Genomic DNA, 24,467 nt, shown 5'->3' on the forward strand with positions numbered 1-24,467 from the left:
ATTTAACTTTTAATCTTTTATACCTCAATTTATGCTCAGAAAATCCTACACACATGCATTAAAATCTCTTTTAATATTCTCATTATTTTAGGCGAGATTTTATGACTGCATTAAACAACCAGAATTTACTGCAACTACGTTTTGTTAACCAAGCAAATATTGATTTGGTTAAGCCTTCTTTTGATAACCTACCTGCAAACCCTTATGCAGATGGCGAATTTCGTAAACGTCGTTACTCAGTAATTAAATTTCAAAATGGTGAGCTAAAACTACAAGCTGCCAAAGCATTTGTTCAAGACGATTCAATTAATACTTTTCAGGGTAACGTAGAGCGTACTTACGAGAACTTAGAGCAAAGCTTACTTGAGTCTCAAGGTATGCAAAGCATTGTAAGTGAGTTTTTTGAGCTTACCGGTATTGATGAAGAGCGCGATATTGAAATACACCAATTTAGAATGTTAGCTATTGATAGTGATACGCCGGCCGCGCCTGAAGGTGTGCACCAAGATGGTTTTGACCATGTATGTATATGCGGTGTTTCGCACGAAAACCTAGAAGGTGGCGAGCTACTTGTATACGAAAATAAACAAGCTGCGCCATGTTTTAAAATGGAGATTAAAGACGGAATGTTTGCACTAATAAACGACCGTCAAGTGTGGCACAACGCCACACCAATGAATAAAATTGATGCTAGCAAACCAGGTTACCTGGATTGTTTTGTACTTACGTCTTAAGGAATAAGCATGAACATAGCGCAATTACGTGAGCAGTTTCCGGCATTAATGCAGAGCGTTGATGGTAAATCGCCGATATTTTTAGACGGCCCAGGTGGCTCTCAAGTGCCGCAGTCAGTGCTAAATGCAATGTCTGCTTATTTAGGGCACTACAACTCAAACCTAGGTGGCGCGTTTTTTTCAAGTGATAAAACGGTAGAGCTACTGGCAAATGCTCGCCAAGCTGCAGCAGATTTACTCAATGCGCCAAGTGCACAAAATATTGTGTTTGGCCCAAATATGACGAGCCTTACCTTTAGTTTTAGCCGTGCTATTTCGCGCAATTGGCAGGCTGGCGATGAAATCATTGTAACTAACGCTGATCACTTCTCAAACGTGTCGTCTTGGCAGCAAGCTGCAGAAGATAAAGGCGTTAAAGTTAACACCGCAGTTATTAACGAAGTTGATTGTAGCTTGGATATGGCGCAATTTGAGAGCTTATTAAACAGTAATACTAAGCTTGTAGCGGTAACATACGCTTCAAATACAACAGGTTCTATAAACGATATAAAACGTATTATAGAACTTGCCCACGCTGTAGGCGCTCTTGTTTATGTTGATGCGGTACATTACGCACCGCATGAGTTAGTTGATGTACAAGCGCTTGATTGCGACTTTTTAGCCTGCTCGGCATATAAGTTTTTTGGCCCGCACTTAGGCATGGTTTTTGGTAAAACTGAGCACTTGGAAGGTTTTACACCTTATAAAGTCGAACCCGCTAAAGATGTAGCGCCGGGGCGTTGGGAAACGGGTACTCAAAGCTTTGAAGCAATGGCTGGTTTTATAGCGGCTGTTGATTACATTGCTGCAATAAGCGAGCTTGACGGTAGTCATTCACGCCGCGAAAAGTTAAGCGTGGCTTTTGCTAAAACTAAGCAGCATGAAATGGCGCTTAGTGAGCACTTTTTAACACGTTTGGTTAATTACCCGCGTATTAAATTGTTTGGTATTGATGATTTTGATCGCTTAAACGAGCGTACACCTACTTTTGCTTTAACGTTTGAAGGTGTAGAGCCACGTGAAGTGTCTGAATTTTTAGGCAAACAACACATATGTGTGTGGGATGGTAATTTCTACGCGCAAGGTTTATGTAAGCAATTAAACGTGCTTGATAAAGGCGGTGTTGTGCGTATTGGCTGTATGCATTACAACACAACAGCTGAGCTTGATAAATTATTTGATTTGTTTGATGAGTTACTAGGTTAAAGCCTTATCCATTCAGCATTTTAAAAGCCATAAGTAAAAAACTTATGGCTTTTTTATTGGCTGATTACTTAGGATCTAGCTCTTAGGCGCACCATATATTTGCTCTGCACGGTTAAATAGCACCCACGAGGTTAAAATATACTTATCGTTAGAGACAGGTTTATTCCCTCTGTGGGTATGCGTAAAGTAGCCAGGAGCTATCACCATAGTGCCTTTTTTAGGAGCTATTTTACGGTTTTGATAATAAAACTCCGTTTCACCGCCTTCTTCTACATCGTTTAAATAAAACATAAACAATAATACCCGGTGCAGCGCTTCATTGTGTTGTAACTGCGGATACACCTCACTGTGCCAGTAAGGATAACCACCTTTATTTACCTCGTATTTTTGCGCTTGAATGTTCCCCAGTCTAAATATTTGCTGCACTAATATAGGGAGCTGTGGTTTACCTACCTCATCAAAATTTTCTTGAGTTAAATCTACTACTTCCCCAGTTTTTGGATGATAAACCTTTAAGCCAAATGCACCAATCATCATAAAAATATGCTCTTCAACATAGTTAAAAACATGCTGTGCAGTCGTTTGTTGTATATGTTTTAATTGTTGTGCATATTCGGGGTGATTATTTAAATGCAGATCGTGGCTGTCTTTTTTCTTTAAGTCGACACCGCCCGATGTTACCCCTTGTTTTACATGCGGGCTTTGCGCGAATGTGGTAATAAATTCATCGCAAAACTCATCGCTTAATGCGTTATCAATCACGCGTATAAAGTCCGTCATGGTTTACCTTTATATAATTATTATTGGATTTTTATGTTTATTGAAAAAGTGATGCCGCGCTTTAGTGAAACTGATGCACTCGGACACATTAACAATACCGTACTCCCTGTATGGTTTGAAGTAGCGCGTGGACCTATTTTTAAGTTTTTTACACCGGACTTAAACCCGCACGATTGGAAGTTGATAATTGCCAAAGTAGAAGTGTCGTTTGTAGGCGAATTATTTTATGGCCACGAAGTGACAGTAAAAACGTCTGTAGAGCATATAGGCACTAGTTCTTTTACGCTCAGGCAAGAAGCATGGCAACATGATAAATGCTGCGCAATAGGCAAAGCCGTGATGGTGAGATACGATTTTATCGCTAAATCAAAGCAAGCGCTTAGCGTTGACGAAAAAGCAGCGCTTAACGAGCATATTTACCAAAGCAGTTAACCTTACGAAGCTTATATTTTATATAAGCTCGTGCTGAGCTGAATTATTGTAAATATATGACGGCAACTGTAAATTTTTGCCGAGAAATTTTAACGTATTTTGATTGAGTTACAGGCTTCAATTATATACTATTTATATTATATATTGTTGCGCCGTTATAACAGGAAATGTTAATTCGGTAATTTGATTGGAGAATGCGTGTGACATCTATTGCCAATGACCAACCTTTACAAGTTATTCAGCTCAGTGATGGTCAAAATTTAACAGCTGAAGTTTTGCCATTTGGCGCAATCATAAAAAGCATTAAATTTAAAAAACAAGAAATGACGCTTAGCGTCGATGACCCTCAATACTATCTTGAAAACCCATTTTACTTAGGCGCAACTGTTGGTAGATACGCTAACCGCATTGCTGGTGGACGTTTTAGTTTATCGGGTACTGAATATCAGCTAGATACTAATAACGGCCCAAATAGCTTACATGGCGGCGTTAAAGGCTTTAATAAAGTGCTTTGGCAAGTTACTCAGCAAAGCGAAAGTGAAGTGGAGCTATATTATTGCTCACCTGATGGCGATCAGGGTTTTCCGGGGCAGTTAAAGGTATGGCAAACTATTAGTGCTAAAAATGGCGAGCTAACTTTAAGTTTTAAAGCTACTACCAATAAAGAAACTCTCGTTAATTTTACTAACCATTGTTATTTTAACCTCGATGGTAGCGATTCTATTAATGAGCACTTTGTACAAATAAATACCAATCACTTTCTTCCTATAGATAAAACCAGTATTCCACTTAATAACGGCCAAACAGTTGCAGGTACTTGCTTTGATTTTTGCACAGCAACGCAGTTAGGCGAGGCACTTTGTGCAGTAAACCCACAGCTAGAAGCGGGTAATGGTTTTGATCACTGCTATATTTTCAATAATGATGGCAGTTTAAAAACGATGGCTACATTAACTTCGCCACACACGAACGTTAGTTTAACCCTTAAAAGTACGCAGCCAGGCATGCAACTTTATACCGCAAACTTTGTTGGTGCGCCTTTTAAAGCACGCCAAGCTGTGTGTTTTGAAGCGCAAAATTGGCCTGATGCGCCAAATCGTGAAAACTTCCCCAAAGCAAATTTATTGCCAGAAGAAAATTATGAGCAGGTTATTATTTACGCGTTTTCTGAGTAAATTCAACCTGCCAATGTTAATTAAAAGAAAATTAAAAGCAAAAATACAGTAATTAAATGATACCTATAATTAAGGAAAAGGTTGCACTTTTGCTTAGTTTAAAGTATTTATAATATAAATAGTATTTGAAATGTATTTACTACCACAACGACACAATGACTACACACAATCAGGAGTTTTTAAAAAATGATAATTAACAATAAGTTATCGTTCAACAAGAAAACCGCGCTCAGTATTGCTATCACTGGTGTATTGGCAAGCGGCAACGTTGCAGCTCAAGGCGCTGAAGGCGACACACCTACAGTAAATCAAGATGTTGAAGTTATCGCAGTAACGGGTATCCGCAGCAGCTTGCGTTCATCAATGTTAGATAAAAAAGCATCTAACGTTGTAACCGACGGAATTAAAGCAGAAGATCTTGGTAAATTCCCTGATTTAAACGTAGCAGAGTCTCTGCAACGTATTACAGGTGTAGCAATTGACCGTAGTGGTGGTGAAGGCCAAGCGGTAACAATTCGTGGCTTTGGCCCACAGTTCAATACGGTACTTGTTAACGGCCGTCAAATTGCGACAGACAGTGCTGGTCGTGAATTCAACTTTGATGTATTAGCAGCAGATCAAATCACCGGTGCTGATATTTATAAAAGTAATACAGCAACACTTCAAGAAGGCGGTATTGGTGGTACGGTAAACGTAACGACAGCTCGTCCTTTTGATTTTGGCGGATTACATGTTTTAGGCTCTGTGAAAGGCATGTACGAAAGCTTATCTGAAGAAGTATCTCCTTCTGCATCATTTTTAATTAGTAATACATTTAATGATGATAAATTAGGTGTGCTTTTTGCTATTACTAATCAGCAACGTAAGCTTCAAAATAACCAAATTTTAACGGCAGGTTGGCGCGGCGGCCAAACAATTTCTAACCCTACTGATGGTGTACTGTTTGAAAATGCATACATTCCACGTAACTGGGACCAAGTAGTTGATGAGCAAGACCGTGAACGTACAAACGCAAGCTTAGTACTTCAATACGCACCATCTGATGATATTACAATTACTGTTGATGGTATGATTTCAAAATTTGAAGTTGATTCTACAGTACGTGACCTTGCATCTTGGTTTGAACCAGATCGTGTAGGCAGCGCAACAATTGACGCTGAAACAGGTACACTTTTAACTTTCTCTCAAGATGTAGGTCTTGGCGCGCCAAGTGGCGACCCTGCAAGTGATTTTGTATCACACACACGTAACTCACGTGATGTAACTAATAAAGCATTTGGTATTAACGTTGATTGGCAGGTAAACGATTCATTAAAAGCTAAATTTGATGTATCTCGTTCAACTGCTGAAAACGACCGTGCTGGCAATGACCGCTTTAACGTTGTAGGTATTATTAACAGCTACAGCTTTGATGGCACAGGCAGTGTACCAACGGTTCAGCACGATGGTTTTGATAATGGTTCATTACCAGATCCTAGCCTTGCACGCCTTCATTACAACGAAATTGGGAACCAATTTACTGATGAAGATGAAATCACTGAGCTAAAAGCCGATTTTGAATACGTGCCAGATAAAGGCCCAGTTGATCGCATTAACTTTGGTGCTTACCGTCAAGAACGTGAAAAATCTAGCTTCCAAATTTTTGGTAGCCAATGTCAATTTTGTGGTTATGGTACACAAGCACCGCTTGATGAAATTGATTTTGAAGCATACCAAGCAAGCAATTATTTCCCAGGCTTAATCGATACATTCTACACCTACGATGGTGATAAAATGCTAGATTACTTAGCCGATCAAGGTTTCCCAGTAGAACCTACACTACAAAATAACCGTTACACAATTAACGAAGACATTACTAGTTTATACATGGACTTTACGCTTGGTTTTGACCTAGCTGATATGCCAGTAACCGTTAATATGGGCGCACGTTACTCTGAAACAGATATTGAAGTAGAGGCAATACAAAGCTTTATTAGCGATGTAGTACCAACATCTGACGCAACATTGTTTCAGAATGTATTTGGCCCAGCAACTAACATTGAACAAGGTACTAGCTACTCAAACTTACTACCGTCTTTTAACGTTAAGCTTGAACTACAAGATAATATGATTTTACGCTTTGCTGCGTACGATAGTATTACTCGTCCAACTATGTCTCAGCTATCTCCAGCAACTAACTTTAATGAGCCTCGTCGTCAAAACTTAACGGCAAGTGGTGGTAATCCAGCACTTAAGCCATTCCAATCAGAAAACTGGGATATTTCTTACGAGTGGTACTACAACGATGCTAACTTATTTAGCTTTGCAGTATTTAGTAAAGAAGTTGACGACTTTATTGTTACCCTAACAGGCGCAGAAACTTTTGAAATGTCTGACCGTTCAGGCCCTGATTTTGCGTGTACTACATGTACAGACCAAACTGATGACGAACTAAATGGCAGCTCAGAAATTTACACTGTAAGCCGCCCTCAAAATGGTGAGTCTGCAACTGTAACCGGCTTCGAAGTGGGTGTTACTCACATGTTTGAAAATGGTTTTGGTTTTATTGCTAATGCGACTGTTGTGAATAGCGACATCAGTGTAGGTGACGATACGACACAAACATTTGCGCTTGAAGGCTTAGGCGATTCGCAAAACTTAGTATTGTTTTATGAGCAAGAAAACTGGCAAGCACGTGTTGCATTTAACAACCGTGAAGGCTTTTTACGCTTAGTTGATAACGGCTTTAATGGTGAGCCAGTGAACGTTGAAACATACGGTCAGTGGGATATCAGCGCAAGCTATGATATTAACGAAAACTTTACTATTTTTGCTGAAGGCATCAACATCACTGAAGAAGAGTTAGTGCAAACAGGTCGTTTTGCCAACCAAATCTATTCAGTAGAAGATAATGGCTCACGTTACGCGTTTGGTATTCGCGGATCGTTTTAATTAATGTTTGAGGCGAACTTCTCGCCTCTTGTTTCATTGCAGCACATTAGTGCTAATACCAATTAGGTTAATTTAGCAGTAATGTTAACCTAATTGGCTAAAATGAAACCACATTATATCCAAATGCCCTACCGGGCATTTGTTGTATAAAACGTTATCAAAAAATACTCAAAGAGTAGTCCATTATGAATAAAGCAATAAAAACAGTCGCAGTAATTGGTGGTGGTACAGCAGGATGGCTGAGCGCTGCAATTATAGCTTCGTATCACCAAGGTAAAAATGGTGATGGCTTAAAAGTGATGTTGGTTGAATCGTCAGATATTCCAACAATTGGTGTAGGTGAAGGCACCTGGCCAACGATGAAAAATACGCTTCAGCAAATTGGTTTGCGAGAAGTTGATGTATTTAAAGCCTGTAATGCCACCTTTAAACAAGGCGGTAAATTTGTAAATTGGACACACGGCAATAACGACTTTTACTACCATCCATTTACTGTACCGCTAGGATACGGCCGTATAGATTTAGCCCCTTATTTAGATAATGTTGAAGATTACGCACAACAAACTAATTTTCAGCATGATATTTGCGAAGCAAGCCTAGCACCAAGAGGTATTGCTCAAGGTGAATATCAAGGTAATTGTAACTATGCCTATCATTTAGATGCAGGTGCTTTTGCTGAATTATTAAAACAACACTGTAAAAGCAAGCTTGGCATTGAGCATGTTATTGGCACAGTAGAGCAAGTAAAGCTTGATGATAACGGCGCTATAGATACGCTGACTTTAAAAGATCAAACCCGCACCATAAATGCCGACTTATTCATAGACTGCACTGGTTTTTCATCGCTGTTATTAGGCCAAGCCCTTAACGTGCCATTTAAAAAAATGGACCACGTGCTATTTAATGACAGCGCGCTTGCTATGCAAGTTCCTTACGATGAAAACGACGACTCCTTAGCCAGTCATACCATAGCAACAGCGCAAAATGCAGGGTGGATTTGGGATATAGGCTTAACGCATCGTCGTGGTGTAGGGCATGTTTATTCAAGCAAATTTTTATCAGATGAAGAAGCTGAGCAAAACCTGCGTAACTATTTAGGTGATGCTGCAAACGGCTTAACCGCCCGAAAAATTAGCTTTGAGTCGGGCTACCGAGAAAAGTTTTGGCATAAAAACTGTGTTGCAGTAGGGATGTCGGCAGGTTTTGTAGAGCCGCTTGAGGCAACCGCAATCATGCTTGTTGAAATTTCGTCTCGCTTTGTTGCAGAGCACATGCCTGCTGATACTCAAGTAATGCCTATTGTTGCTAAGCGTTTTAACGAACAAATGGATTACCGCTGGCAACGCATTATCGACTTTTTAAAGCTGCACTATATGCTTACTAAACGCCCTGAACCATATTGGCAGGCGCATGTTCAGCCAAAAACTATTCCACAAAGCTTACAAGAAGACTTACTACTTTGGGGGACGCGTGGCCCACTTATACAAGACTTTCATGGCGCTTTGGAGTTATTCCCAGCTGCCAGCTACCAGTACGTGTTGTATGGCATGGGCTTTAAACCAGACTTTACTAAGCAAGCATATTTGTATTCACAAGATGCTCAAGCTAAACAAATAATTGAACGTAACAGCCAGCTTACACAGCAGATGTTGCAAACTTTGCCGCCACACCGCGCTTATATTGAGCAGTGGTTAGCGGCTAACCCAGTTTAAGGATGTGTAACTATGGCTATTAGTGAACTATCTAATACACAGCACCAAGCATTAAAAGTTAAACATAATGCAGGTGTTGAATACGCAAAAACGCAGCACTTAGTTAATCTAAGAGCTAACGAAGTGGCAAAAGCCGCGTGCGACTTACCTATATTTTTAGCGCGAAATGCGCAAAACGGCAGTTATACCGTATCGGGTTTAACAAGCTTTAGTGCTGGGCAAAGTTTATTGGTTAATAACAGCCAGTGGCAGGCACTTTACATACCTGTATGTATACAAACACATCCCCTTTATTTAATGACTCGTGAAGCAAATAGCAGCGATTACTTTATTGCCTTTGATGAGCAAAGCTCTGCACTAAGCACTGATCAAGGTGAGCCGCTATTTGATGCTAAAGGTAACCCAAGTTTATTTTTAAATTCGCAGCAAAAGCTACTTGAAAGCGATTTAAAAAATGATTACCAAACGTATCAATTTACCCAAGAAGCTGCGCGGTTAGGGCTTATTAAAAACATAGATATTGTTTTGCAGTTTGAGCAAGGCGAAGCGCAAACCATTCAAGGTTTAAGCACCGTTGATGAAGACAAACTACAAACTTTAGATAGCGATACCATTGCAAACTTACACAAGCAAGGTTACCTAAGTGTGCTTAACAGCATGCTTATTTCATTGTTTCAACTCAACGCACTGGTAAAGCTGCATAACCAACGTCCCGAACTTATGCCTTTAAAGCAAATTAAGTTAGAACTAAGTCGAGATGCGCACGCGCTGTAGCGTGCACTTTTTTATTACACAGACATTGCGTTAACGCGCAGGAGACACACACATGTCAGACAACATTTTGCAGTTGGTGGTTTTTTTCTTTGTGACCGCCTTAATTGGTGGACTTACATATTGGAAGTGCCGCGGCCAAAATAGAAATAGCGGAAACAGCGAAACAAAAGAGTATTTTTTAGCGGGCGGTGGCCTTACTTGGATGTTTGTTGCCGGTTCAATCACATTAACTAATTTAAGTACCGACCAACTAGTAGGCATGAACGGTAACCAAATGGCCTTGCTTGTTTGGTGGGAATTAGCAGCGATTATTGGCCTCATTATTTTAGCTAAAGTCTTCATTCCTGTTTATTACAAATACAATTGTACTACTACCACTGAGCTACTAGAAAAACGCTATAACAATAAACACATTCGTGCTGTTATTGGTGGTTTGTTTTTTTTAGGTAATGCACTTATTTATATGCCAGCGGTAATTTACTCAGGCGCGCTATTTATGCAAACCATGTTTAAAGTAGATATTCCGCTAATGTACATAGCGACGGCATTTGCTCTTGTAGGTGCTATTTATGCATTTTTTGGTGGTCTGCGGGCTGTTGCGGTATCAGATACTTACAACGGGCTGCTGGTGCTCGGTATGGCAATACTTGTTGTGTTCTTGGCGCTTAATGCAATTGATTACGACTTTACCGGTATTCCACAGGAGCGTTTAACATTAATTGGTGATGCTGATTCACCAATTCCTTGGCCAACACTATTAACCGGTATGATCTTTATCCAAATGTATTACTGGGGTACTAACCAAACAATTACACAGCGAGCAATGGCTGCGCCAAATGTTAAAGAAGCGCAAAAAGGTATTTTTGCAGCAGCAGGTATTCGTTTTTTAATCGTCCCTGCAATTGTAGTGCTGCCAGGTATTATTTCGTACAAACTGTATGGCGACATTGGTGATGCAGCTTATGGCCGAATTGTAGGTGACGTAATGCCAGCATGGTTAACCGGCGTATTTGCAGCGGCAATGGCTGCAGCGGTGTTATCTACTTACAACAGCTTATTAAACTCAGCAACTGCATTATATGTATGTGACATTCACGAAGCTTACTTTAATAAAGAGCCAAGTGTTGTAAAGCTAAGCGGCTACGTTACGTTGTTACTTACAAGCTTAACGCTAGTATTAGTGCCAATTTACCAGCAAGCAGATAGCATTATTAATTTACTACAGCAGTTAAATGGTTTACTAAGTATGCCTATATTCTCAATCTTTGTTGTAGGCTTGTTATTTAAAAATGTTGATGCACGTGCGGGTATCGCCGCAGTGATTTTAGGTGTGGTTATGTATGGCATGCTGACCTTTGAAAATTCACCACTGCATACTGATTTGCACTACATTCACTTAATGCCAATTACACTGATTGTATGTGTAGCGTTTGCATTAATTGTAAATAAAGTAGTGTTTGGTTTGAACGCGCAATGGGCTGGTAAAACACCTGCTTTAGATGACGCAGTTCAAGCACAAGTACAAAAATAATATATAAAAAGTTTAAGCTGACAAAATCGGTCATGGGGCAACTCTGACCGATTTTTTATATGCATTAAGGCAGTATCAGAGCTTTAAAACTAAAGTTAGCCTTAACCTTTAAGTTGCAGTGGTACTTCCAGTGAGTTTATCTGGGAATTTAAGTTGTAAAGACTATCAAAATCTAATTTATATGATATATACTATTATTATTGAATGTCACCATCTGCTAGATTGTGTCTCAAGCATCGAAAGTAATATAGCTAGGCAACTTTCGTAACATTTATAACTCACACAATGAAGAAGAGGATAGGAAAATCATGGCCGACACTAAATCATTTTATCGATTGGACAGTGTAAACAGCACCGTTATTTTCGACTGCCAGAGCAAAACACCGGCATTACTGTACTTTGGTAAGCGTCTATCTGTGCAAACAACTGAAACAATGCTTACTCAGCTTGCAACTCGTCAAGAAGTAAAATGTGCCGTGGTTGAAGAAGCACCTATTTCTCTTTCTCCACTTTTAGGTGAAGGCTTTACTGGGGCGCCAGGCCTTGAACTTGTAAACGACTCTATTGCTTGGTCTGTAGGGCCAAAGCTAAAAGAAGTTCGTCAGCCATCATCAGCAACGCTTGAGTTTGTAAGCGTAGATGAGCTTCGTGGTATTGAAGTCGTTCACAGCATCACGCTTGATAACAGCACAAATGTTTTAAGTGCACATACTGTATTAACTAATTTAGGTGACTCACCACTAAGCGTTAACTTTTGTGCAGCGCCAACGTTCCAGCTGCCAGATAGCGTAAGCAAAATTGTAAGTTTTGAAGGGCGCTGGTCAAACGAATTCCAACGTCAATCTGTTGATTTAGTGCTTGGCAGCTTTGTTCGCGAAAACCGTAAAGGTAAAACGTCACACGATGTATTCCCTGGTTTATTAGTACATAACGAAGGTGCAGGTGAGCAACACGGTGAATGTTACGGCTTTCATTTAGGTTGGAGTGGTAACAATAAACTACGTGCAGAGCTTTTAGCTGAAGGGCGCCGTTATGTACAAATGGGCGAGTTATTATTACCTGGTGAGCTTACACTTGCTAAAGGTCAAACGTATCAAAGCCCTAGTATTTATGGCTCGTTTTCAAGTGAAGGTTTTAGTGCGCTTTCACGTAATTTCCATCGCTTTGTTAAAGCCAATTTACTTAGCCAAGCACAGCGCGAAAAAACACGCCCAGTGCATTACAACACCTGGGAAGGCATTTACTTTGACCACGATGTAGACACGTTAAAGCAGTTAGCCGATAAAGTAGCCCCACTAGGTATTGATCGTTTTGTACTTGATGACGGCTGGTTTAAAGGTCGTCGAGGCGACAACGCAGGCTTAGGTGATTGGACTGTAGATTACGAAATATACCCAGATGGATTATCGCCAGTAATTGACCATGTAAATAGCTTAGGTATGGAGTTTGGTATTTGGTTTGAACCAGAAATGGTTAACCCAGATAGCGATTTATACCGTGCTCACCCTGATTGGGTATTAGGCTCAGAAAATAACGAGCAACTAAGCTTTAGAAACCAGCTGGTGCTTGATTTAACGCGCACTGAGGTTGTTGAATACTTATACAAAGCCATTGACGACATTTTAGTTGAATACCCAACTATTAAGTACATTAAGTGGGATATGAACCGCGATATTAACCATGCAGGTAACTTTGATGGTAAGCCGGCCGTGCATCAACAAACACTGGCACTGTACCGTTTAATTGATCGTATTAAAGTAGCGCACCCAGGCCTTGAAATAGAAAGCTGTTCATCAGGTGGTGCACGTGTAGATTACGGCGTACTAGCACATACAGACCGTGTTTGGACGTCAGATTCTAACGATGCGCTCGATCGTCTTGAAATTCAACGTGGTTGTTCGTTCTTCTTCCCATCGTCGGTTATGGGGGCACACGTAGGCCCACGTGATTGTCATATTACTGGTCGTAATGTAAGTATTGAAATGCGCGCTGCGGTATCAATGTTTGGCCACATGGGAATCGAGATGGACCCACGTGAACTGACCGAACACGAATACAATACCCTTAAAGCGGCTATTGCACTGCATAAAGAACACCGCGAATTTATTCATGGCGCCGATTTATACCGCCTAGATAGTGACGATTTATCAATTAACTTTGGTTTAATCGACGAGCAAAAATCAAAAGCGTTGTTTGCTTATAACAGCGTTCGCGAAACACCGCGTACAGCGCCTAACAAACTGCGCTTTGTTGGTTTAGATGCAGATACACAGTACACGCTTAATTTAGTATGGCCTGTTAAATTTGAAGAGTATCGCCCTTCATCTATTGCGGCTGTTAATGGGCAAACATTTACCGGTGAAGCGTTAATGGAATTTGGCTTACAAATGCCAATTTCATTCCCGCAAACATCGCTTATTTTTGAGCTTGTTAAAGCTTAAAATATAATAAGCAGTAAAAAGGGAGCTAATTAGCTCCCTTTTTTAATGATGTTTTTTAAGCTATTAGTCGAGTTTAGATTCAATAAGCTCTAAGGCTTCTTCTAAAATAGTTTCTACTGCTTTTTTAGCGCGTTCTGGATTACGTGATTTAATCGTATCTAAAATATCAGCATGTTTTGCTACATCGGCACCTGGCACACCTTTAATATGGTTTGTGTAACGAATACTTACACGCAGCGCAGTGCTAATAAATTCTGTTAACTGCACAAAAAAGCGATTATTACTGGCCACTAATATACTGGTATGAAAGGCAATGTCAGCCTCTAGCGGATCGTCTAAGCCTTCATCTGCATCGGCCATGCGAGCAAGTGCGTTATCTATTTCAGCAAGTTGCTCAGCTGTGGCATTTACAGCGGCTAAAGCGGCTGCTTGTGGCTCAAGTGCTACACGTACTTGAGTAAATTCTTTTAATAAAGAGAGTGATGGTTTGCTGCTTAAAATCCAACGTAGTACGTCGGTGTCAAACATATTCCAGCTACTTTCTGGTAAAACACGAATACCTTGTTTAGGACGAGAAGAAATAAGCCCTTTAGCTGAGAGCATTTTAACCGCTTCACGCGTTGCACTGCGGCTCACATCGTACTTTATACATAAATCAGCTTCAGACGGTAGTCCTTCACTAACAGGGTAAATACCACGCACAATAGCAAAGCCCAGATCATGGGTTAATTGTTGTGTTAAATTTTGACGGGGTTGGCTTTTCATTGCGTAGGATTCCGTATTGAACATTACTTTATTATATATCATATATCATATTAATGTACTCAAGGATATGATATAAACTTTTAATCAGTTAAATATTTTAACACAGTGTTTTAGTGCGTTATAACGACTATTGGCGTTTTTAATAAGCAAAACATTGATGCAAGTTGTTGTTTGGAGAGTTTAATTTGGACACCCTAGCTCAATATCATAGTATTTCTGGCAAAGTTATTTTTATAACGGGTGGCGCATCAGGCATTGGCAGAGCAATGGTTAAATCCTTTGTAAAGCAAAATGCAAAAGTGGCATTTATAGATATTGACGATGCTGCAGCGCAATCGCTTATTAGCGAATTACCCGATGCAAATTTATGGTACAGGCAAGTTGATGTAACCAACTCACACACACTCCAGCAATCATTGGTCGATGCGTGCGCAGCCTTAGGTACTATTAATATTTTGGTCAATAATGTAGCGAATGATCGTCGTCAAGCAAGTGAAGACGTTACTGTGCAAGACTGGGATCAATGCTTACAAATAAATTTAAACCCAGCTTTTTTTGCCTCTCAAGTTGCTATGTCTTTTATGAAAGGCGAGGGCGCGGGCAGTATTATTAACTTTAGTTCTATTAATGCCATTATGGGACAACCTCAAATGGCCGGTTATGTAACAGCTAAAGCGGGTTTAATAGGTATGACTAAAGCACTGGCTCGCGATTATGGCGAACATGGTATTCGCGTAAACGCAATACTACCCGGCTGGGTTGCCACCGACCGTCAGCTTGCAAGCTGGTTTACACAAGAAGAGCAAGTAAAGTGGATGGAAGCCATGGCACTTAAAAAGCTCGTAACTCCTAATGACGTTGCGAACTTAGCACTCTTTTTAGCCGCTGACGAAAGCAGTATGATCACCGGTCAAAGTATTAAAATTGACGGTGGGAGGCTTTAAAGCTTGGCTACTTCAACCTTTTTTATTGCTGTTGATTGGGGCACAAGCCATTTAAGGGCTTATTTGTGCGAAGTAAACGCGCAATCAACACTTAAACTATTAGCGCAAAGAGATGGGTTAGGTGTTGTTAAAGCTAATCAAAACTTTGAGCAAACCCTAATTGATACTGTGGCTGTATGGAAGCAGCAGTATGGAGATTTGCCTATTTATATAGCCGGGCAAATTACTTCAAGTATAGGCTGGCATGAAACCCCTTATTTAGAATGCCCAATTAACCCAGAAGGTTTGCTTAGTGCGGCTGTTACTTTTGAATGCAATGGGCACACCATAAAGGCATTGCCTGGCACAAAGTGCACGCTGCAAAATGGTTTATTTGACGTTATGCGCGGGGAAGAGCTGCAAATACTCGGTTTTTTAAAGCAAAACCCCGAATATCAGCAAGGCAAAATATTACTTTGTTTACCGGGCACACACACAAAGTGGGTGCTACTAAATGACGGGCAAATAACCTATTTTAAAACGGCGATGACCGGCGAGTTATATGACTTACTTTGCCATCAAAGCGTATTAATACCTAATGACTGTGCAGAGGGTGAGTTTGACTTTAAGGCATTTGAGCAAGGTTGTGAGCTGACCCTAGGCAGCGATAGCGGTAACTTAGCGCATGGCATTTTTAGTGTAAGAACTCGCCAGCTTTCAAAAGAGTTAACGCCAGTGCAAGCTAAAGCATACTTATCGGGAGTGTTAATTGGCAGCGATGTACGTGCAGCACGCCATGCAAGCGAATGGCAATTACTAAGCGATACACAAGTCGTGGTTATTGGCACAAAGCAGCTTAATAAATGCTTTACCACCGCGCTTAAACAAATAGGCGTTAAGTGCGTTGAGTTTGATATTAAAACAGCCACTTTGAGCGGTTTTAATTACCTGTTTAATTTAGAGTCAAAAAAATAAACCCCTTTATAACGATTAAATTATAAAGGGGTTAACGGGAAGCTGTTATAGCAGCAATTTAATTAAGCGCTTATAGCTGCTTGCTTGTTATCAATGTATTGATTAAGCGTCGCTACTTGCGCGTCATTAAAGCGTAGCCCTAATTTGCTACGGCGCCACAAAATGTTGTAAGCGTTTTCTGCCCATTCTTCACTTAGTAAGTAATCTACTTCTGCTGCAAATAAACCATGGCCAAAGTCTTGGCCTAAATCGCTTAGCTGTGTTGCACTACCTAAAATTAGTTTAGCGCGAGTACCGTAGGTACGTACAAAGCGTTTAAGAGTCACTTCTGGTAACCAACTATAAGCAGCGCTAAGTTCAGACTTAAGCGCTTCTACCGAGCTAAAATCGCCGCCAGGAAGCGCACTGTGCTTAGTCCACGCTTCACTCATTTGCGGGTAAAACTCTTCGAGCTTGTTTACTGCGGCCTCGGCAAGTTTACGGTAAGTGGTAATTTTCCCGCCAAATACACTCAGTAATGGTGTTTGCTTACCTTCGCTTGAAAGCTCTAATTTATAATCGCGTGTTACGGCTTGCGCATTAACTGACTCGTCATCAAGTAATGGGCGCACACCTGAGAAGGTATGTACTATGTCTTCGCGTTTAATGTGGTTTTTAAAGTAGCTGTTAGTAATATCGATTAAGTAATCGATTTCTTCATCACTAATTTTAACATCTTGTGCTGCGCCTTTGTGTTCAACATCGGTGGTGCCTACCAGCGAGTAGTCATCCTCAAACGGAATAACAAACACGATACGCTGATCTTTATTTTGTAAAATGTATGCTTGTTTTTCATCATGGATGCGAGGCACCACAATGTGGCTGCCTTTAACAAGTCGAATATTTTGTGGTGACTTTTCAATAAGTGCTTCGTCAAATAACTTAGCAACCCAAGGGCCTGCAGCGTTAACTATACCTTTAGCCGAAATAGTATATTTAGCTTTACTATTTTGTTGCTCTAGCGTCACTTGCCATTTGTCTTGCTCGCGTTTAGCGTTTACACACTTAGTTTGCGTAGCAATGGTCGCGCCTTTGTTTTGAGCCGCCAGCGCGTTTAAAACAACTAAACGAGAGTCATCAACCCAACCATCAGAGTATTCAAAACCTTTGGTAATTGAAGGCTCTAACACGCTGTTTTCACCAAACTTAATACCACGAGAACCTGCAAGCGTCTCGCGCTTAGCTAGGTTGTCGTACATAAATAGGCCAATGCGAATCATCCACGCAGGGCGCAGGTGTTTTTGATGTGGAAGTCTAAAGGTTAGCGGCCACATTATGTGAGGTGCATTTTTAAGTAGCACTTCACGCTCAGCTAGCGCCTCTTTTACTAATCTAAACTCGTAATGCTCGAGGTAGCGCAAACCACCGTGGATCAGCTTTGAACTGTTTGAAGACGTTGCGCAGGCTAAATCTGATTGTTCGCACAAAAGTACTTTTAATCCTCTGCCTGCTGCATCAGCTGCTATTCCGGTGCCGTTTACTCCGCCACCGATGACTAGTAAGTCATATTCGTTATCTGCTAATTCCACCGAGCTAACCTTTTTATTTGTAATATAAATAAGACATATAGCATCATAAAGCTGTGGCTCTTATTTGACAATAGATAACCGCGCTTTTTGCTTGTTAATTTTTGATCCTGATCTTTTTAAAAACACCCTGCGTACAACGCGCTATTTGACTAGCCTTAAAGGTGTTTTATAAGCCGCTAACTTAATTAACGGCTTGTTGGCAATCGTCACTAGATAAACGAACTTGCGCTACACAGTGCTGCCATTTTGCGTATAAATCGTTACGCTCATCGGCGCTCATTGTTGGCTCAAAACGACGATCACAGGTCCACATTTTTGCCAACTGCTCAGTCGACTCGTAAATACCTGTTTGTAAGCCTGCTAAAAATGCTACGCCTAAAGAGGTGGTTTCGGTCACTGTTGGGCGCTCTACGGTTGCACCTAAAATGTTAGATAAAAAGGTAAGCACCCAGTTATTTTTAACCATACCGCCATCTACACGTAGCACGCTTGGGCGTAGGCCATCACGTTCCATTGCTTTTTGTAAATCTTTGGTTTGATAACCAACTGATTGAAGCGCTGCTGCAACAATGGTGCTAATGCCTGAGTCGCGCGTTAAACCTAAAATGGCACCACGTGCATTAGGGTCCCAATACGGTGCGCCTAAACCTGTAAACGAAGGCACTAAAAATACCCCATGATCAAGCGGGACATCTTTTACTAATGACTCGCTCTCGCCGGCATGGCTTAGTAGTTTTAAGCCTTCAACAATCCACTGCATAGTGGCGCCTGCCATAAAAATACTGCCCTCAATGGCGTAAGTTGGCTTGCCATTTAACCTATAAGCGACCGTAGTCAGTAAGCGGTTTTCAGATGTGAGCGCTTTTTCGCCGGTATTAAGCATTAAAAAACAGCCCGTACCATAGGTGCTTTTAGCCATGCCTTGTTCAAAACATGCATGGCCAACAAGGGCTGCTTGCTGATCTCCGGCAATACCACAAACCCGAATAGGCGCGCCAAAAATATCTTCGCTGGTTGAGCCAAACTCGTCTGCTGAGTCCATAACTTGTGGCAGCATAGATTCAGGAATTTCGAATAAGTCGAGTAACTCTTGATCCCATTGCTGAGTATGGATATTAAATAACATAGTGCGAGATGCGTTAGTTGCATCGGTACGGTGCTCTTTGCCGCCTGTTAGTTGCCAAAGCAAGTAAGTATCAACAGTACCAAAAGCCAGTTCGCCAGCAAGGGCTTGCTCGCGTGCACCTTCTACGTTATCTAAAATCCAGCGCACTTTAGTGGCTGAAAAATAAGGGTCTAGTAGTAGGCCTGTTTTATCGCTAATCGTTTGGCAAAGCTCGTCAGTACTTAGGCTTTCGCAATAAGCGCTGGTGCGGCGGTCTTGCCAAACAATAGCGTTATAAATTGGTTTGCCTGTTTTTTTGTTCCATACCAGTGTGGTTTCGCGTTGGTTGGTGATACCAATAGCAATAATTTCTTCAGGCTTTACGTCTTTTTTAGCCAGCACTTCGCGGCTTGTACTTAGCACAGTTTGCCAAATATCGTTGGGATCGTGTTCTACCCAGCCATTTTGCGGAAAATGCTGCGAAAATTCTTGTTGTGCTGACCCAAAAACGTCTGCATCTTTTGTAAACAAGATGGCCCGAGAGCTTGTGGTTCCTTGATCAATTGAGAGTATGTATTTGGACATGATATTTGTGTTATTTATCTTATCTTATATATGACTAGATTGCCTTTAACTAAGGTTAATGGCAATGGTTTTTTCTTAAAATAGCCGAATAAAAAATAAACACGCAGGTTTTATTTGCTAACTCTTTTAAATAACAGGCGTTTTATTTTGTGATTATTTTAAGCGCGAACGCGGCTATATATAAAAATAGCCGCTTAAAACTTAATATTATTTGGTGTGTGGTTTAGCTTGTTGCCAATCCATACCCGTTGAAAAGCGGTTATCAAACCCGCGCCATTGTGGCAATGGTTTATCATCAACAACCGCTTGGTCGCCGTTTTGTGGCAAATCTAAGTATTCACATTGACTGGTAATGCCTTTTACATGGCAATCCATCATGGCAAGTACAAAGTGTTTGTTGGTCTCGTTTAGGGTGCGCATAGACCACGATGGCTCGTAGTAATGGCCAATATCTAGTTCACTACTACTTTGTGCAATAGCAGGCGCAGGGTGCGGTGCAATATTATGGCGAGCATTTTTGTAAGTAAGCATGTACTTATCTGAGCTGCCTGTTTGATTGTAAAGGTTTTTAATACCTTCATAACCCGATATATCATCTAAGCTGCCCGCTACATAAAGCGAAGGTACTTTAATGTTTTGCATAGCATCGGCTTTAAATAGGTTATGCTGCCCGCCCCACGGTGCAAAGGCCACCATGGCTTTTATGCGTGTATCTACTTGCGGGTTTTTATATTGCCCACCAGCACAGCTATTTAGTAATTGCTGAACTTGTTTAATTTGTGCTGGGTCTTTCATGCCCGTAAACATTGCGGTTGTTTGCTCATTAAAGTCATAACAACCGCCAATTGTATTTACCGCGCCATAGCCACCCATAGAATAGCCAATAATACCTGCGCTGTTGTTATCTACTTGCTTGCTGGCAAAGTTGTTTTGCTCATTAAAGTAATTAATAACAAATTGCTGATCGCGAGAGCGGTTTATAAGCGTGCTAAAAAAGCCCGAAAACGGTGCGTTTTTAAAATCAACATCAGCATTGGTTGAGTCGGTATGATCAAGGGCAGCAACTATGTACCCATGCGACGCTAAGTGCTCACCAAGGTAGTACATAATGGTGCGATAGCCTGTATAACCGTGCGAAAGCACTATCACAGGGTAATGCTCTTTATTATTAATGGCTACATCGCGCATTGCATCGGCTTGCAAAGTAAACTCTTTACCTGAGCGAGTTTGATCGGTGTAGCTGGTAAGTGGCGCTTTTGCTGTATTTGCAGCCGGGTACCATACTTCTACTTTTAAAGGGCGATCTTTTTGACCTTGTGTAGCTGGGTCAAACTGCGCTGGGTTTACTAAATCAAGCGTTTTTACGCCAACGCTGTAGCTACCTTTGGCAGCAAGCTCTGGAAGTACTTCGCTGGTTATTGGCGGGTAGAGTTGCTCTGGCGTGCTTTGAGCAGCAAAAACGGCACTTGCTGATAAACAGCTCGTTGCTAATACTAAGGCTTTTGAAAGCGCCTTAAATGTGTGTGTGGTTGTCATTGTGTATCCTTGTTGTGTGTATTTTTTATTATTAATTTAGATTGTTAGACTCAACGCTATCACTGTATTTAAGCTGCCACTGCGCCCGTAGCTCATCCATTATATTCATAACTCTTAGGCTAGTACTGAGCGGTAATACACTGCTTTGTGTTTGCTGCTGTAAAATACACTCGCTAACGTGATCAATTTCAAACTTAAAGTTTTCATCGTCATTAAAGCTAAAATCAAAGCGCTGCATTTGTTGTGCGTTTAAATGTAGCTCTAGTGACTGAGCCCCCACAAATTCATCAATACGAATATATCCATACTCACCTAAAATACAGGCTTGAGTAGGGCCATTTTGTTGTAAAGCACTACTTAGCTGTGCAAATTGGCCTTGGCCGTAATTTATAAGGGTTACGCTTCGCTCATCTACGCCGGTCGTGCTTTTATGTACTAATGATTTAATTTGCTCAGGGGCTTTATTAAATACCACATCGGCAATCGATATAGGGTAAATACCTAAATCGAGCAATGCACCGCCAGCGGTTGCAGGGTTCATTAATCGGTGTGATGAATCAAACTCACCCGCTAGGCTAAAATTGGCATTCACACTGTGTACTTTACCTATTACGCCTTCGCTTAATAGCTGCTGCAGTTTTACTATAGCTGGTAAAAAGCGCATCCAAACACCTTCCATTAAAAAGCGATTTTGCTGCTGCGCTAGTTCTTTAAGTGTAATGAGTTGCTGAGCATTAACAGTAATGGGTTTTTCGCTTAGTACATGCTTATTGTGTGTTAAGCATTGTGCTATGGCTTTAAAGTGTTGCTCGTGGGTATTGGCAATATAAATGGCATCAATGTTTGGGCATTGCATAAGGGCTTGGTAGCTCTCATAGCCTTTAATTGAATAGTGTGTGGCAAACTCATTTGCGCGCTGCATACTCGTCGATGCAGCACCAATAAGCTGAGCATCAGCGCAATGCGCAATGCTCTTAGCAAAGGTGTGAGCAATATTGCCACACCCAATAATTCCCCAATTAACCTTTGCCATGCTTATTCCTTAATTTAATTTAAAAAGACGTAATTTGTAATCCTGAACCTGCTGAACATACGTAAATGTCGGCATTTAAGTTAAAGCGTTCAAAGTAGTGCTGCTCTACTGCTGCTTTAATTAGTGGCACTTCAGCATCACGGCATAAACATACAATAGCACCACCAAAGCCACCACCGGTCATGCGTACTGCACCGCGTTCGCCCATGGCTTCTTTACAAATTTCTACTAGGCCATCGGTCGCTGGTACGGTTACTTCAAAGTTATGTTTAAGCGACTGGTGCGATGCAGCCATTAGCTCACGTAGCGCGTCAATGTCGTTATTTTGCAGCGCTTTAGTTGCTGCAATTACACGGTCGTTTTCGCTAATTACATGGTGTGCACGTTTGTATTCGTTCTCGCTCAATGCGTCTTTTGTTGCTTCAAGCGTGGCCATGTTTGCTTTACGAAGTGTGGCTACATTCATTTTTGCAGCTGCTTGCTCACAGTCAACACGACGTTGGTTGTATTCGCTATCTACCAATTTACGTGGGTAGTTAGAGTTAACAATAACAATGTTTAAGTCATCGGGTACTTTTACAGACTCGGTTGCTAGGTTTTCACAGTCAATTAAAAGAGCATGGCCGTTTTCGCCTTTTGCTGAAATAAGCTGATCCATAATGCCCGATTGGCAATGCATAAAGTCGTTTTCGGCTTCTTGGCCTAGTAATGCGATTTTTTCTTCGCTTAAACCAAGCTGTGCAATATGGTTAAACATACCACCAACAGCAACTTCTAGCGCAGCCGATGACGATAAGCCACTGCCTTGCGGTAAGTTACTATCAATCAGTAAATCGGCGCCGCGTAAAGTATGGCCCGCACGCTTTAATACAAATGACACGGCACGAATATAGTTACCCCATTGCGATTGTCCTTCGCTGATATCTTCATCAACGCTAAAGCTGTCTTTTTCGCCTGGGTAATTTAACGAATGCACGGTAATAATGTTGTCGTCGCGCTCTTTAAACATAACTTGAGTACGAAACTCTAACGAGCACGGAAATACAAAACCGTCGTTGTAATCGGTAAATTCGCCAATTAGGTTTACACGCCCTGGCGCTGCAGCAATACCTTGAGCAGGCGCACCGTACAGTGATAAAAATTGTTGTTGAAAATCGTTAAGCGTCATCTGTGTGTCCTGCTGTTTTTTTATAGTGTGTGGTACTGGCTGCTTGTAAAATAGAGGCAGCTGTTTCTGCGCTTAAATCGCGCTGGCTTTCGCCTAGCATTTCGTAGCCAACCATATGTTTTTTTACGGTAGCAGAGCGAAGTAGCGGCGGGTAAAAGTGGGCATGTAAGCGCCAATGTTGCTCATCTGAGCCACGATTAGCGGGTGCATTGTGCCACCCCATAGAATACGGGAAGCTACAATTAAATACGTTGTCGTATTTAGTTGTTAATACTTTTAGTGCCTGAGCTAAAGAATCTGTTTGTGCATCGTTTAGCTGGCTAAAGTTTTGAATGTTATCTTTAGTTACGATCATTGTTTCAAACGGCCATGCTGCCCAAAATGGCACCACAACAAGCCAGTGCTCGTTTTCAAATACGACGCGGGTTTTATCTGCTTTCTCTTTTTGCACGTAATCGGCAAGCATTGCGCTGCCATGCTTTTTAAAATAGGCAAGCTGCTGCGTATCTTCATCTTCTATTTCGGTTGATAAGTGCGAATGCGCCCATACTTGGCCGTGTGGGTGAGGTTGCGAGCAACCCATTATCTCGCCTTTATTTTCAAATACCTGAACACACTCATAGTGCTGTGCAAGTTCTGTGTAGTTGTCTTTCCAGGTTTTTACCACTTCGTGCAGGGCATCGTGCTCAAGCTCAGGTAGTGTTTTGTTATGCTCTGGTGAAAAACAAATCACACGGCATTCGCCGCTTGCTTCGTCAGCAATAAATAAATCGCTGTCTGACTCTAAGCTTTGCGGTTGCTCGCTGGCATTAGGCGTCAGCGCACCAAAGTCATTTCTAAATACATGTGTGTATTTGTAATCTGGGTTGCTGTCGCCATTTGCACGGGTGTTACCTGGGCAAAGTGGGCAGCTTTCATCGTGTTTTGGCAGTACGCTTTCGTTTACTGCTTCTGTTGCGCCTAACCAAGGGCGGTTATTACGATGTGGTGATACCAATACCCAACGCCCCGTTAGCGGGTTTTTACGTCTGTGAGTACTTTCTAATAAAGCCAT

The 24,467-nt window shown here is 41.3% G+C and carries 19 protein-coding genes; 11 read left to right on the top strand and 8 right to left on the bottom strand.

The features are described 5' to 3' along the window. Positions 1-101 precede the first annotated feature (101 nt). Together CWC11_RS01520 and CWC11_RS01525 are read left to right on the top strand one after the other, a co-directional pair. On the top strand, positions 102-734 hold the full coding sequence (locus CWC11_RS01520; protein WP_138681301.1) for a 2OG-Fe dioxygenase family protein: 633 nt from the start codon (positions 102-104) through the stop codon (positions 732-734). Between the two features lie 9 nt (positions 735-743). Then, positions 744-1,979, top strand: a complete 1,236-nt coding sequence (locus tag CWC11_RS01525) for a cysteine desulfurase-like protein (protein WP_138681302.1) — start codon at positions 744-746, stop codon at positions 1,977-1,979. A 75-nt stretch (positions 1,980-2,054) separates the two neighbouring features. On the opposite strand, the gene CWC11_RS01530 is transcribed toward CWC11_RS01525, so the two are convergent. Next, positions 2,055-2,759, bottom strand: a complete 705-nt coding sequence (locus CWC11_RS01530) for a 2OG-Fe(II) oxygenase (protein WP_138681303.1) — start codon at positions 2,757-2,759, stop codon at positions 2,055-2,057. A 33-nt stretch (positions 2,760-2,792) separates the two neighbouring features. On the opposite strand from CWC11_RS01530, the gene CWC11_RS01535 reads away from it, so the two are divergent. The 7 genes from CWC11_RS01535 to CWC11_RS01565 all read left to right on the top strand — a co-directional run bounded on the left by CWC11_RS01535 (position 2,793) and on the right by CWC11_RS01565 (position 13,755). Further along, on the top strand, positions 2,793-3,191 hold the full coding sequence (locus tag CWC11_RS01535) for an acyl-CoA thioesterase (protein WP_076925789.1): 399 nt from the start codon (positions 2,793-2,795) through the stop codon (positions 3,189-3,191). A 200-nt stretch (positions 3,192-3,391) separates the two neighbouring features. Continuing rightward, positions 3,392-4,366 carry an aldose epimerase family protein gene (locus CWC11_RS01540; protein WP_138681304.1) on the top strand — a complete coding sequence of 325 codons (975 nt, stop codon included), beginning with the start codon at positions 3,392-3,394 and terminating at the stop codon, positions 4,364-4,366. 186 nt (positions 4,367-4,552) lie between these two features. Then, on the top strand, positions 4,553-7,297 hold the full coding sequence (locus CWC11_RS01545) for a TonB-dependent receptor (RefSeq protein ID WP_138681305.1): 2,745 nt from the start codon (positions 4,553-4,555) through the stop codon (positions 7,295-7,297). 185 nt (positions 7,298-7,482) lie between these two features. Continuing rightward, positions 7,483-9,009 carry a tryptophan halogenase family protein gene (locus tag CWC11_RS01550; RefSeq protein WP_138681306.1) on the top strand — a complete coding sequence of 509 codons (1,527 nt, stop codon included), beginning with the start codon at positions 7,483-7,485 and terminating at the stop codon, positions 9,007-9,009. A 12-nt stretch (positions 9,010-9,021) separates the two neighbouring features. After that, entirely contained in the window at positions 9,022-9,783 is a 762-nt protein-coding gene (locus CWC11_RS01555; RefSeq protein ID WP_138681307.1) for a SapC family protein, read from the top strand. A 52-nt stretch (positions 9,784-9,835) separates the two neighbouring features. Next, positions 9,836-11,314 carry an SLC5 family protein gene (locus CWC11_RS01560; RefSeq protein WP_138681308.1) on the top strand — a complete coding sequence of 493 codons (1,479 nt, stop codon included), beginning with the start codon at positions 9,836-9,838 and terminating at the stop codon, positions 11,312-11,314. A 308-nt stretch (positions 11,315-11,622) separates the two neighbouring features. Then, entirely contained in the window at positions 11,623-13,755 is a 2,133-nt protein-coding gene (locus CWC11_RS01565; protein ID WP_138681309.1) for an alpha-galactosidase, read from the top strand. A gap of 63 nt (positions 13,756-13,818) precedes the next feature. Here CWC11_RS01565 and CWC11_RS01570 read toward each other — a convergent pair whose 3' ends face one another. Then, a complete protein-coding gene (locus CWC11_RS01570) occupies positions 13,819-14,520 on the bottom strand; it encodes a FadR/GntR family transcriptional regulator (RefSeq protein WP_058549246.1) in 702 nt (233 codons plus the stop codon). A 185-nt stretch (positions 14,521-14,705) separates the two neighbouring features. On the opposite strand from CWC11_RS01570, the gene CWC11_RS01575 reads away from it, so the two are divergent. Both CWC11_RS01575 and CWC11_RS01580 read left to right on the top strand, forming a co-directional pair. Beyond that, positions 14,706-15,464, top strand: a complete 759-nt coding sequence (locus CWC11_RS01575) for an SDR family NAD(P)-dependent oxidoreductase (RefSeq protein ID WP_138681310.1) — start codon at positions 14,706-14,708, stop codon at positions 15,462-15,464. A gap of 3 nt (positions 15,465-15,467) precedes the next feature. Continuing rightward, complete coding sequence (locus CWC11_RS01580; protein ID WP_138681311.1) at positions 15,468-16,418, top strand: 2-dehydro-3-deoxygalactonokinase; 951 nt, start codon at positions 15,468-15,470, stop codon at positions 16,416-16,418. A 62-nt stretch (positions 16,419-16,480) separates the two neighbouring features. Here the strand turns inward: CWC11_RS01580 and glpD are convergent, their stop codons facing one another. The 6 genes from glpD to CWC11_RS01610 all read right to left on the bottom strand — a co-directional run bounded on the left by glpD (position 16,481) and on the right by CWC11_RS01610 (position 24,467). Continuing rightward, positions 16,481-17,986 carry a glycerol-3-phosphate dehydrogenase gene (gene glpD / locus CWC11_RS01585; RefSeq protein WP_138681312.1) on the bottom strand — a complete coding sequence of 502 codons (1,506 nt, stop codon included), beginning with the start codon at positions 17,984-17,986 and terminating at the stop codon, positions 16,481-16,483. Between the two features lie 181 nt (positions 17,987-18,167). Further along, positions 18,168-19,676: a glycerol kinase GlpK gene (glpK, locus tag CWC11_RS01590; RefSeq protein WP_138681313.1), complete on the bottom strand. Its 1,509-nt coding sequence runs from the start codon at positions 19,674-19,676 to the stop codon at positions 18,168-18,170. 207 nt (positions 19,677-19,883) lie between these two features. Next, positions 19,884-21,212 (bottom strand): alpha/beta hydrolase family protein, encoded by a 1,329-nt coding sequence (locus tag CWC11_RS01595; protein WP_138681314.1) that lies wholly within the window; start codon positions 21,210-21,212, stop codon positions 19,884-19,886. A gap of 31 nt (positions 21,213-21,243) precedes the next feature. Further along, the gene (locus tag CWC11_RS01600) at positions 21,244-22,245 is read right to left on the bottom strand and encodes a Gfo/Idh/MocA family protein (protein ID WP_138681315.1); all 1,002 of its coding nucleotides are present in this window, start codon (positions 22,243-22,245) and stop codon (positions 21,244-21,246) included. Positions 22,246-22,264: 19 nt separating this feature from the next. Next, positions 22,265-23,413 carry a galactokinase gene (galK, locus tag CWC11_RS01605; protein WP_138681316.1) on the bottom strand — a complete coding sequence of 383 codons (1,149 nt, stop codon included), beginning with the start codon at positions 23,411-23,413 and terminating at the stop codon, positions 22,265-22,267. Beyond that, entirely contained in the window at positions 23,403-24,467 is a 1,065-nt protein-coding gene (locus CWC11_RS01610) for a UDP-glucose--hexose-1-phosphate uridylyltransferase (protein ID WP_138681317.1), read from the bottom strand. Before CWC11_RS01610 ends, galK begins: the two co-directional genes overlap by 11 nt.

The sequence above is a fragment of the Pseudoalteromonas sp. S3178 genome (genome assembly GCF_005886985.1).
Classification (GTDB): domain Bacteria; phylum Pseudomonadota; class Gammaproteobacteria; order Enterobacterales; family Alteromonadaceae; genus Pseudoalteromonas; species Pseudoalteromonas carrageenovora.

What these genes read in the sequence shown, in the direction of transcription:
- CWC11_RS01535 (WP_076925789.1), top strand. Translation starts at nt 2,793, where the DNA reads ATGTTTATTGAAAAAGTGATGCCGCGCTTTAGTGAAACTGATGCACTC.
- CWC11_RS01595 (WP_138681314.1), bottom strand. Translation starts at nt 21,212, where the DNA reads ATGACAACCACACACACATTTAAGGCGCTTTCAAAAGCCTTAGTATTA.
- CWC11_RS01565 (WP_138681309.1), top strand. Translation starts at nt 11,623, where the DNA reads ATGGCCGACACTAAATCATTTTATCGATTGGACAGTGTAAACAGCACC.
- galK (WP_138681316.1), bottom strand. Translation starts at nt 23,413, where the DNA reads ATGACGCTTAACGATTTTCAACAACAATTTTTATCACTGTACGGTGCG.
- CWC11_RS01525 (WP_138681302.1), top strand. Translation starts at nt 744, where the DNA reads ATGAACATAGCGCAATTACGTGAGCAGTTTCCGGCATTAATGCAGAGC.
- CWC11_RS01600 (WP_138681315.1), bottom strand. Translation starts at nt 22,245, where the DNA reads ATGGCAAAGGTTAATTGGGGAATTATTGGGTGTGGCAATATTGCTCAC.
- CWC11_RS01530 (WP_138681303.1), bottom strand. Translation starts at nt 2,759, where the DNA reads ATGACGGACTTTATACGCGTGATTGATAACGCATTAAGCGATGAGTTT.
- CWC11_RS01570 (WP_058549246.1), bottom strand. Translation starts at nt 14,520, where the DNA reads ATGAAAAGCCAACCCCGTCAAAATTTAACACAACAATTAACCCATGAT.
- CWC11_RS01610 (WP_138681317.1), bottom strand. Translation starts at nt 24,467, where the DNA reads ATGGCTTTATTAGAAAGTACTCACAGACGTAAAAACCCGCTAACGGGG.
- CWC11_RS01520 (WP_138681301.1), top strand. Translation starts at nt 102, where the DNA reads ATGACTGCATTAAACAACCAGAATTTACTGCAACTACGTTTTGTTAAC.
- CWC11_RS01560 (WP_138681308.1), top strand. Translation starts at nt 9,836, where the DNA reads ATGTCAGACAACATTTTGCAGTTGGTGGTTTTTTTCTTTGTGACCGCC.
- CWC11_RS01545 (WP_138681305.1), top strand. Translation starts at nt 4,553, where the DNA reads ATGATAATTAACAATAAGTTATCGTTCAACAAGAAAACCGCGCTCAGT.
- glpK (WP_138681313.1), bottom strand. Translation starts at nt 19,676, where the DNA reads ATGTCCAAATACATACTCTCAATTGATCAAGGAACCACAAGCTCTCGG.
- CWC11_RS01555 (WP_138681307.1), top strand. Translation starts at nt 9,022, where the DNA reads ATGGCTATTAGTGAACTATCTAATACACAGCACCAAGCATTAAAAGTT.
- CWC11_RS01550 (WP_138681306.1), top strand. Translation starts at nt 7,483, where the DNA reads ATGAATAAAGCAATAAAAACAGTCGCAGTAATTGGTGGTGGTACAGCA.